The sequence below is a fragment of the Pantoea sp. CTOTU50773 genome (assembly GCF_032082325.1).
Taxonomy (GTDB): Bacteria; Pseudomonadota; Gammaproteobacteria; order Enterobacterales; family Enterobacteriaceae; genus Pantoea; species Pantoea communis.
Genome location: NZ_DAMDQC010000146.1, coordinates 1 through 10,984 on the forward strand (window position 1 = coordinate 1; position 10,984 = coordinate 10,984).

General features: G+C 53.2%; 8 protein-coding genes. 2 read left to right on the forward strand and 6 right to left on the reverse strand.

Features of this window, described 5'->3' with window-relative positions; translation table 11 throughout:
- A partial coding sequence (locus tag RT340_RS18455; RefSeq protein WP_313377455.1) for a D-amino acid dehydrogenase occupies positions 1–1,136 on the forward strand: 1,136 nt, incomplete at its 5' end.
- Between the two features lie 21 nt (positions 1,137–1,157).
- Positions 1,158–2,228: a catabolic alanine racemase DadX gene (gene dadX / locus RT340_RS18460; protein WP_313377456.1), complete on the forward strand. Its 1,071-nt coding sequence runs from the start codon at positions 1,158–1,160 to the stop codon at positions 2,226–2,228.
- On the opposite strand, the gene RT340_RS18465 is transcribed toward dadX, so the two are convergent.
- The 6 genes from RT340_RS18465 to yeaG form a co-directional block, all read right to left on the reverse strand.
- Entirely contained in the window at positions 2,221–3,414 is a 1,194-nt protein-coding gene (locus tag RT340_RS18465) for a multidrug effflux MFS transporter (protein ID WP_313377457.1), read from the reverse strand. The two genes, dadX and RT340_RS18465, sit on opposite strands and share 8 nt — an antisense overlap.
- A gap of 118 nt (positions 3,415–3,532) precedes the next feature.
- Entirely contained in the window at positions 3,533–4,999 is a 1,467-nt protein-coding gene (gene wbaP, locus RT340_RS18470) for an undecaprenyl-phosphate galactose phosphotransferase WbaP (RefSeq protein ID WP_058959838.1), read from the reverse strand.
- A gap of 377 nt (positions 5,000–5,376) precedes the next feature.
- A complete protein-coding gene (locus tag RT340_RS18475; RefSeq protein ID WP_034828766.1) occupies positions 5,377–5,610 on the reverse strand; it encodes a DUF1480 family protein in 234 nt (77 codons plus the stop codon).
- 77 nt (positions 5,611–5,687) lie between these two features.
- Positions 5,688–7,415, reverse strand: a complete 1,728-nt coding sequence (locus RT340_RS18480) for a potassium/proton antiporter (protein ID WP_313377458.1) — start codon at positions 7,413–7,415, stop codon at positions 5,688–5,690.
- Between the two features lie 230 nt (positions 7,416–7,645).
- Positions 7,646–8,923: a YeaH/YhbH family protein gene (locus RT340_RS18485; RefSeq protein WP_034828771.1), complete on the reverse strand. Its 1,278-nt coding sequence runs from the start codon at positions 8,921–8,923 to the stop codon at positions 7,646–7,648.
- 91 nt (positions 8,924–9,014) lie between these two features.
- Positions 9,015–10,949, reverse strand: a complete 1,935-nt coding sequence (gene yeaG, locus RT340_RS18490) for a protein kinase YeaG (RefSeq protein WP_313377459.1) — start codon at positions 10,947–10,949, stop codon at positions 9,015–9,017.
- Positions 10,950–10,984 lie beyond the last annotated feature (35 nt).

Genomic DNA, 10,984 nt, shown 5'->3' on the forward strand with positions numbered 1-10,984 from the left:
CGGCACCGGGCGTGCCACTGAAAGCGGTAAAATGGATGTTCCAGCGTCACGCGCCATTGGCCGTCCGCTTCGATGGCAGCAAGTTCCAGCTGGAATGGATGTGGAACATGCTGCGTAACTGTGACATGCGCCATTATCAGGAAAACAAAGGACGCATGGTACGTATCGCGGAATACAGTCGTGATTGCCTGAAAGCATTGCGCGCCTCGACCGGTATCGCCTATGAAGGCCGGCAGGGTGGCACCTTGCAGTTGTTCCGCACTCAGCAGCAGTTTGAGAGCGCCAGCAAAGATATTGCCGTGCTCAAAGAAGCCGGCGTGCCATACGAACTATTGGAAGTACACAAGCTCCACAGCGTTGAACCGGCGCTGGCCACGACCGCACACAAACTGACCGGTGGGCTGCGTTTACCGAACGATGAAACCGGAGACTGCCAGCTGTTTACGCAGCGCCTGGCCGAGATGGCAGCCGCTGCGGGTGTCACCTTCCGCTATGACACCCAGGTTGATCAACTGCTGCGTGAAGGCAATCGCATTTACGGTGTGAAGTGTGGTGATGAGGTGGTTAAAGCGGATGCCTATGTGGTGGCCTTTGGTTCCTACTCGACCGCGTTACTGAAAGATATTGTCTCAATTCCGGTTTATCCGCTTAAAGGTTATTCCCTCACCATTCCGATTAAGAATCCCGACGCTGCGCCGGTGTCCACCATCCTCGATGAGACCTACAAAGTGGCGGTCACGCGCTTTGACGATCGCATTCGCGTGGGAGGCATGGCGGAAATTGTTGGTTTTAACACCAAACTGACGCCTGCACGACGTGAAACGCTGGAGATGGTGGTCAGCGATCTCTATCCTGAAGGCGGTTTTGTTGAACAGGCCACGTTCTGGACAGGATTGCGTCCGATGACGCCGGACGGCACGCCGATTGTCGGGCGTACGCCGCTGTCCAATCTCTATCTCAACACCGGTCACGGAACGCTGGGATGGACCATGGCCTGTGGTTCCGGTCAGCTATTGGCTGATTTGATTTCCGGTCAGAAACCGGCGATTGCCGCAGACGATTTGTCAGTACTGCGCTACCTGCCGGGTTTCGAACCCCATTCGTCGCCGTTGCGTAACGCTAACGCGGCGCGTTGAGACCTCAGGGAGAGCACAAGCATGTCACGTCCTACTGGCGCCACCATTAACCAACAGGCGCTGCGCCACAATCTGGCGATTGTACGGCAGGCTGCATCGCAGTCGCGGGTTTGGTCAGTGGTCAAAGCCAATGCATACGGGCACGGTATCGCGCGTGTCTGGCAAAGTCTGGCAGAGACCGATGGTTTCGCGCTGCTGAATATGGAAGAAGCGATTTTGCTGCGTGAGCAGGGTTGGAAAAAACCGATTCTGCTGCTGGAAGGTTTCTTCCATGCGGAAGATTTGACGCTGATTGATCGTTATCGCTTGACCACCAGCGTGCACAGCAACTGGCAGATTCAGGCGCTAGCCAAAGCTTCAATTTCTGCGCCAGTTGATATCTATCTGAAGATGAACAGCGGCATGAATCGGCTGGGTTTCCGTCCTGAACAGGTTCAGGCGGCGTGGCAGAAACTGCGTGCGTTGCCCAACGTCGGTGAGATGACGCTGATGGCGCATTTTGCGGACGCGGAAAACCCGGAAGGACTTATCGAACCGATGAAGCGCGTTGAACTGGCCGCCGAAGGTTTGGATTGCCCGCGCTCGCTCTCCAACTCTGCCGCCACGTTGTGGCATCCTGAAGCGCACTTTGACTGGGTGCGTCCGGGGATCATTCTCTATGGCGCATCGCCAAGTGGGAATTGGCAGGATATTGCCAGCAGCGGATTGCAGCCGGTAATGACCTTAAACAGTGAAATCATTGGTGTGCAGCAACTCAGTGCTGGCGATGGTGTGGGCTATGGCTATCGCTATCATGCATCGGGCGCACAGCGCATTGGTATTGTGGCCTGCGGCTATGCAGATGGCTATCCACGCCATGCGCCAACCGGCACGCCAGTGAGCGTCGACGGTATTCGCACCCAGACGCTGGGCGCGATCTCCATGGATATGATGATGATTGACCTCGAACCTTGTCCGCAGGCTGGGATTGGTTCCAAAGTGGAACTGTGGGGCAATCAGGTGAAAATCGATGAGGTGGCGAAAGCCGCCGGCACGGTGGGCTACGAGCTGATGTGTGCACTCGCGCCCCGCGTACCGGTTGAGATTATTTAAGCGCGGTCACGCTGCCGTGCATCTTCTTACTGCAGCGCCAGGCAATCAGGGCTAGCGCTGCACCTAAAAGCATCATCAAAGCCAGTGCTGATTTTTCTGCAACCGGCAATGCCACAATCATCAGGCTGCCACCCGCGCCGCACGCCATCTGAATAAACCCCTGCAATGCCGCGGCAACGCCTGCCTGCTGCTGATACGGCTCTAACGCGTAGCTGGTGGCCGGGCCAACGGTAAAGGCCAGCCCTGCAACCGATACCGCCACCGGAATCATATACAGCGCCCAGTGTGTCTGCCATACGGCAGGCAACAGCGTCATTCCCGCCAGCAGCAGAATGGCACCCATCAGCATGGTGACGAAGCCCATCGCCAGGCAGAAAGGGCGTCCGGCTTTACGGATGGTCTTATTCACAAACGCACTCACCAGCATGATCCAAAAGCCGTTAGCACCAAAGGCAAAGGAGAATTGCAGGGGCGTCAGACCCCCTTCCGTCATCAGCACGTGGGGTGCCAGTGACACATAAGTCAGCACCATGCCGAGCGCACCCGCATTGGCAAAGGCGAAGGCAAGAAAACGCGGTTCACGTGCAATCGCCGCGTACTGCGCCAGCGGCAATCCTTTAACTCGCAGCGTATCGGCAGGACGGGTTTCCGGCAGGCAGAACACCACAATCAAACCAATCACGGCAGCATAGCCACACAGGAACCAGAAGGGCGCACGCCAGCCGTAGGCTTCAGCAAGGATGCCGCCCAGCAGTGGCGCCAGTGCCGGCACTATATTCAGTGCACCATTGAGGAAACCATAGGCGCGTGCGGCTTCATCACCGCTTAAACGATCGCGCACGCCACTGAAGGCCACCACAGCACTGCAACAGACCGCGCAGCCCTGAATCAAACGGGCGAGGAAGAACACCGGCCATACGGTGGCGGTCGCAGCCACAGCGCTACCCACGATATAGAGTGCCAGGCCAATCAGCGCAATCGGCTTACGGCCAAAATTATCCACCAAAGGTCCGGTCACCAGTTGGCCGATGCCCATCACCAGTAAGAACAGCGGAATGGTAATCTGAATCAAACTGACCGGGCTATTCAGGCCTTCAGCGATTTGCGGCAGAGTGGGAAGGTAAAGATCGATGCCGAGCGGTGCCAGCAGCACCAGGCTTAAAAGCAGCAGGGTAAATTTTTGCATCTGAAACCAGAAACGTCCTGTTAAACAAGCGGGAAGGGTAATGACTTAGCCGGGAAAAAGAAAGGAATAAAAAAGCGATGTCTGCTGGACCAACACAGACATCGCCTCGAGGGTAGGATCAGTAAGCACCGTCACGGCGTAACACTACGCCTGCGGTTTTGAACAGAATGGCAATATCGGTCCACAACGCCCAGTTCTTCACATACCAGGAATCGAAATAGACGCGGGTGTCGTAGTCGATGTCGTTACGACCACTCACCTGCCACAGCCCCGTCATGCCTGGTTTCGCCATCAGGTAATAATCGACATCCCCTGCGTAGCGTTCCAGCTCAGCTTCGATAACCGGACGTGGTCCCACCAGACTCATCTCACCACGAATCACATTCCACAACTGCGGCAATTCGTCGAGACTGGTTTTACGCAGGAAGCCGCCAATTTTGGTGATGCGTGGATCGTTCTTCAGTTTGAAATCACGATCCCATTCGGCACGCGCTTCTTCACTGGTCGCCAGCAGGTTTTGCAATACTTCCTGGGAGTTAGTGACCATCGAACGGAACTTCAGGCATTTAAACTTCACACCGTCTTGCCCAACGCGTTCATGTCCATAAATGGCATTGCCGCCATCACGTTTCACCATCGCACACAGCAGACCAAATACCGGGGCAAGGAACAGCAGCAACAGTGATGCCACCACGATATCGAAAGTACGCTTGAGGAAGCGGGATGAGCGTTTCGCCAGATTGTTGCTGACGCGCAGGATCATCACTTCGTGGCTGAAGATGAATGACATATCAGTGCCATACAGCGGCACACCGCGCAGGGTTGGAATCACGGAGATGGAGCGGCACTTCATTTTGGACAGGAACTTCAGCCATTTATCGCGCACCACCTGCTGTTCAAACTCAGTGGCGACGATAAATTGCGTGTTGTCGCGATCCATCGTTTGCCAGTTGATGTCTTTCCAGGTGATCACGGGTACACCATTCACATTCTCAGGGTGGTGCTCATCTTCCAGTGAGATGAAAGCCTGGACGTTGTAGCCGAGGATTTCCTCACTCTGCAGGGCTGCATAAGCTTCCATGGCATTCTTGCCTGAACCAATGATGATGGTCTCTTTCTGCCACTGACCTGCGCGGTTAATGGCACGCTTGACCACCGCACGCATCAGCGGCAGCAGTAGCAGTGCGTAAGTCCAGCTAAACACCCAAACCATGCGCGAAAAATCCCACTTGGAGAAGGCAATCAGCGCCAAATCCAGCAGCGAGAAGACGAACAGGGTTTTAACAATCTCTTTTAACTCGAACCAGAACGGTTTGCGGTAAGTGTAATGACGCATGCGCACCCAAAACCACGCGGTGCAAAGTACAGAAAGCCCTAATTGAGCGATGAAGCGGTACTCAATCTGCTGCGGCGGAATAAAGGTGTCCAGTTCTCCCCAAATACCCTGAACGGTTGCTGCAGATAAAAACAAAGCCAGATTCAGAGCAATTAAATCCGAAAAGCTTAAAGCGACTTTTGCGATGAGATTTTTACGCAATCCGCTCCACGAGCGGGTTGCATCATTCATTACCAATGTACTTGCCATAAAACCTGCTCTCTTTTCTTAAGTAAAAGATGGCCTGACCAGAATCAAGTACGCGCTCAGGAGTTGTCCACCGAAAATAAAAAGAAATAATTTTTCAGTGCGATATAAGTCAATGCTGCCATAAGCGCTGCATGGAAAGGGCCGTTTGAGACGTGATGTACGTCACGAAAAGCTGCAGCAACGTTTAAGAGTATGCAGGAGTTATTTGACAGAGTTAATATGGAAATAGTCTTAAAAGGAAATAAATGCTGCGTGAAATAGTGAGTTAGCTAATTGAAATACAAGGTTAAAACTAAAAAAAAAACAGATAGAACGCTTCATTTTAAGACTGCTTTTAGGAATGACCGCCATACGAAGCGGATGGCGGCGGGGGTACATCAGGCGGGTTTTTTTAATACCCAGCGGTCTTGTTGCTTGTCATAGTGTCCGATCTGCAGATCGACGGGCTCGCCATCAATCCACGCCGGCACGCTGGTTTCATGATCCCAGCCATCGAGTTGGTAACTCAGGCCGGGGTTGGTATTGCAGGGAATGCTGATGGTATCGAGCTTTTCAGCATTCAGTTCTGCATCAACGATCTCGTAACGACCAATCTTTACCACGTGTCCCATGCGCTTCTCCCGTTTGTGCTGGGTGGAACAGTGATCATAGTCGCTCACGCGCAGTTTTGGCGTATTCGCGGTTAGGATTACTCCTTGTCTTCCATGACACGTACGCCAATTTTAACGATTTGGTTGTCCTCTTTCTCCGCCACGGTCCAGGTCAATTGGTTCCACTCCACCTGATCGCCCACCACCGGTGTACTGCCCAGCAGGCCCATCACCAGTTGACCGAGGGATTGCTGATCGTTGGTGGTTTCATCAAGTTCCAGCCCATAAATTTGCGCCACATCGCGTAAACGTGCCTCGGCATCCAGAATGAAGTCACCAAAGAAGCGTTGATCGAGCGCGACGGGTGGAGACTGACTGAACATTTTACCCAAAGCGGGCAAATCACGTTCACGTCCAATCACACATAGCACATCGCCCTCTTTAAGGCGCGTGCTACCGTTGGGATGCATCAGCGCGTTATCGCGGAACAGGGCAGCGATGCGCGTTTCGCGTGGCATCTGCAAATCACGCAGCGCGGCTCCAATACACCATTTATCAGCACTAAGTTGGTAAACAAACTGCTCCCAGGGGTTTTCAGGGTGGATGTCCAGTCCGACGCGGCTGATAGGTGATGCAGTAGGGGGAACCACCACTTTGGCGCGTTTGGCCGCATAGCCCAGTGAGGTGCCCTGCAGCATCAACGACACGAGAACCACGAAGAAGGCGATGTTGAAGTAGAGCTTGGCGTTTTCCAGCCCGGCCATCATCGGGAACACCGCGAGGATGATGGGTACTGCGCCACGCAGGCCAACCCAACTGATAAAGATGCGTTCGCGGCCGGTAAAACCTTTAAATGGCAACAGGCCCACCAGAATTGAAAGCGGACGCGCCACCAAAATCAGCCAGAGAGATAAAATCATGGCAGGAACGGCGATATGCCACAAATCAGATGGCGTCACCAGTAAGCCGAGCACGATAAACATGCCGATCTGACTCAACCACGCCATACCATCGAAGGTTTGCAGAATACCGTGACGGTTGCGGATCGGGCTGTTACCCAGCAGATAGCCACACAGGTAAACCGCCAGAATACCGCTGCCTTCCATCACCGTCGTCAGTGCAAACACAATGATGCCGCCACTTAACGCCAGCAGGGGATAGAGACCTTGCGCCAGATTGATACGGTTAATCAGTTGCTGTAGTGCCCAGCCGCCGCCCAGCCCCAGTACAATACCGAGACCGAACTGTTGCACCAGATGTACCACAAACATCCAGCTTAAGCCTGACTGGCCATGCTGGATCATGTCAATCAGCGTGATGGTCAGGAATACCGCCATGGGATCGTTACTGCCGGATTCAATTTCCAGCGTGGAGCTGACACGTTCGTTAAGCCCTTTATCCCCCAGCAGCGAGAAGACGGCGGCGGCATCGGTGGAACCGATAATCGCGCCAATCAGGAAACCTTGCATCAAATCGAGTTTAAAGAGCCAGGCTGCAGCCAAACCGGTCAAACCGGCGGTTATCATCACACCGACCGTGGCGAGTGATAATGCGGGCCCCAGTGCCACCTTGAATGAGCTGGCTTTGGTGCGCATGCCGCCATCCAGCAAAATAATCGCCAGCGCGAGGTTAGAAACCAGATACGCCACCGGGTAGTTGTCAAAAGCGATGCCGCCAATCCCATCAACGCCGGTCAACATGCCTAACGCAAGGAAGATTACCAGAATAGGGATGCCAAGCCGTGACGAGAATGAACTCAGAAGAATACTTGCTGCGACCAGCACGGAACCAATAATAAACAAACTGTAAATCATGCTGGCATTCAACGGCGTTCTCCTGCGGTACAAGCGGAAATGACAAACTGCGGGGGATTCACACAGACAAGGTGAAAAGATAATGCCTTATCAATAGCTTGTCAGCGCTTAATTGCATATTTTTTCAATCTGCGGAGCGCTATCCCATAGATCGTTAAAATTGTGTGAAAAATCAGCGGGGATTTCAGGCGAATGAGCGGTGGCGCGGAAAAGAAAAAGCCGGTCAATGACCGGCTTGATGTTCAGGCTTCTGCCACCTGTTTGTGGAAAAGTTCTCTAAATACTGGGTAAATGTCTTCTGGCTCGCGGATGTGCTGAATCGCGAAGTTATCAAACATGGCTTGCAGATGTTCATACTCACGCCACAGCGTCTGGTGCGCACGGCGCGTGATTTCGATGTAGCTGTAATAACGTACAACCGGCAAAATATGTTTGGCCAGAATCTCATGACATAACGGAGAGTCATCCGCCCAGTTGTCACCATCAGAGGCCTGTGCCGCATATATATTCCACTGCGCAGGGTCATAGCGCTCTTTAACCACTTCATCCATTAACTTCAATGCGCTAGAGACAATGGTGCCGCCGGTTTCCTGCGAGTAGAAGAACTCCTGCTCGTCGACTTCTTTCGCCTGCGTATGGTGACGGATATACACCACCTCCACATTTTTATAGGTTCGGCTCAGGAACAGATAGAGCAGAATATAAAAACGCTTCGCCATGTCTTTCGTGGCTTGGTCCATGGAACCGGAAACATCCATCAGGCAGAACATCACCGCCTGGCTGGAAGGCTCAGGGCGCTTCTCAAAGTTTTTGTAGCGTAAGTCGAAGGTATCAATAAAGGGTACGCGTTCAATGCGTGCCCGCAGTTCGGCAATCTCTTTGCGCAGCCGCTCCTCTTCCAGCAACTGAGCCGGTTCACTGTTCTCCACTTCCGTCAGCGTGGCTTCCAGTTCGTGCAGCATACGGCGTTTACCGGCGGTCATGGCAGTACGACGCGCCAGTGAATTTTGTAGCGAACGCACCACACTGATGTTGGCCGGTACCCCATTTGAGGTGAAGCCCGCGCGGTGCGTTTTATATTCGTTCAATTGGCGATGCTGATTTTTACGCAGATTTGGCAGGGCAAGATCTTCAAACAGCAAATCAAGATATTCATCTTTCGATATCTGGAAGACAAACTCATCCTGACCTTCACCGTCCTGACTGGCGTTGCCCTGACCGCTGCCACCGCCACCACCGCCCCCTTGTGGGCGCTCAATGCGGTCGTTCTGGACGAAATGATCGTTCCCCGGATGCACGCGATGGCGACTGCCGCCGCGTCCCTGATGGAAAATGGGCTCATTGATGTCATCGATAGGAATCGAGACAGATTCGCCGCTCTCCACGTCGGTGACCGACCGCTTGTTGATGGCCTCGGAGATCGACTGCTTGATTTGCGACTTGTAACGGCGCAGGAAACGCTGCCGATTGACCGCGCTCTTGTTTTTACCGTTCAGACGCCGATCGATAAAATAGGCCATACTTATCCCCCAAACTACAGTGTAAGCCAGGCCGGAACCACTCCGGCCTCCTGTTGCGGCGTCGCGGCGCCGCGTAGCTTACAGGTAACGATTAAGACGATTTACGCACGCGCAGATACCATTCGCACAGCAAGCGTACCTGCTTGCGGGTATAGCCTTTCTCCATCATGCGATCGACAAAATCATCGTGTTTTTTCTGTTCGTCCGTTGAGGTCTTGGTATTAAACGAAATCACCGGCAGCAACTCTTCGGTATTGGAGAACATTTTCTTCTCAATAACCGTGCGCAGTTTTTCGTAGCTGGTCCAGTTGGGGTTGCGACCGCTATTATTCGCCCGGGCGCGTAACACGAAGTTGACGATTTCGTTGCGGAAATCCTTCGGGTTGCTGATGCCCGCCGGTTTTTCAATTTTTTCCAGTTCCGCGTTCAGGGATTCACGGTCAAACAGCTGGCCGGTATCCGGGTCGCGGTATTCCTGATCCTGGATCCAGAAGTCAGCGTAAGTGACGTACCGGTCGAAGATGTTCTGGCCGTATTCGGAATAGGATTCCAGATAGGCGGTCTGGATCTCTTTGCCAATAAACTCGGCGTATTTCGGGATCAGATAGCCTTTGAGGAACTCCAGATAACGTTCAGCCTGCTCCTGCGGGAACTGCTCACGCTCAATCTGCTGTTCCAGAACGTAGAACAGGTGTACCGGGTTAGCCGCCACTTCGGTGTGATCAAAGTTGAACACGCGGGAGAGGATTTTAAACGCAAAGCGCGTGGAAAGACCGTTCATCCCTTCATCAACACCGGCGTAGTCACGATACTCCTGGTAGGATTTCGCTTTCGGGTCGGTATCTTTCAGGCTTTCACCGTCATAGACGCGCATTTTTGAGTAGATGCTGGAGTTTTCCGGCTCTTTCAAACGCGACAGGATAGAGAAGCGCGCTAAGGTCTCAAGCGTGCCTGGTGCACATGGCGCCGTCGTCAGCTCACTGTGATTAAGCAGTTTGTCGTAGATTTTGATCTCTTCCGACACTCGTAGGCAGTAAGGCACTTTTACGATGTAAACACGGTCCAGGAACGCTTCGTTGTTCTTATTGTTACGGAAAGTTACCCATTCTGACTCGTTGGAGTGCGCCAGAATGATGCCGTTAAACGGCAGGGCAGAGATCCCTTCAGTACCGTTGTAGTTACCTTCCTGAGTGGCGGTCAGCAATGGATGCAGCACTTTAATCGGTGCCTTAAACATCTCGACGAATTCCATGATGCCCTGGTTCGCGCGGCAGAGTGCGCCCGAGTAACCGTAAGCATCAGGATCGTTCTGCGCGTGGTTTTCCAGTTTGCGGATATCCACCTTACCGACCAATGCAGAGATATCCTGGTTGTTCTCATCACCCGGTTCCGTTTTGGCGATGGCCACTTGTTCCAGGATAGAAGGCCAGACTTTGACCACTTTAAAGCGGGTAATATCGCCGCCGAAGTCATGCAGGCGTTTTGCTGCCCACGGCGACATGATGGTGCCCAGGTAACGCCGCGGCACGCCATACTCTTTCTCAAGAATATTGGCGTCTTCCTGCGGGTTGAACAGGCATAGAGGATGATCGTTGACCGGGCTGCGTTCGCCATCAGCGCTCAGCACGTAGATCGGTACGCGTTGCATCAGGGCTTTCAAACGCTCAGCAAGTGACGATTTACCGCCACCGACCGGCCCCAGCAAGTAGAGAATCTGTTTCTTCTCTTCCAGGCCTTGCGCAGCGTGTTTCAGGTAGGAGACGATTTGTTCAATCGCTTCCTCCATACCATAAAACTCTTCGAAGGCGGGATAGCGTCCCATGACGCGGTTAGAGAAGATTCTGGAAAGGCGTGGCTCCTGCGCCGTGTCAACCATCACCGGCTCACCGATAGCCATCAATAGTCGCTCTGCAGCGTTGGCGTATGCACTGCGATCCTGCTTACAGATTGCGAGAAATTCCTGCAGTGTGAACTCTTCGTCCTTGGCAGCTTCATAACGCTGACGATAGTGATCGAATATATTCATAGCGATGCCCGTCCTTTCGTTTTTAGCACAGGTAA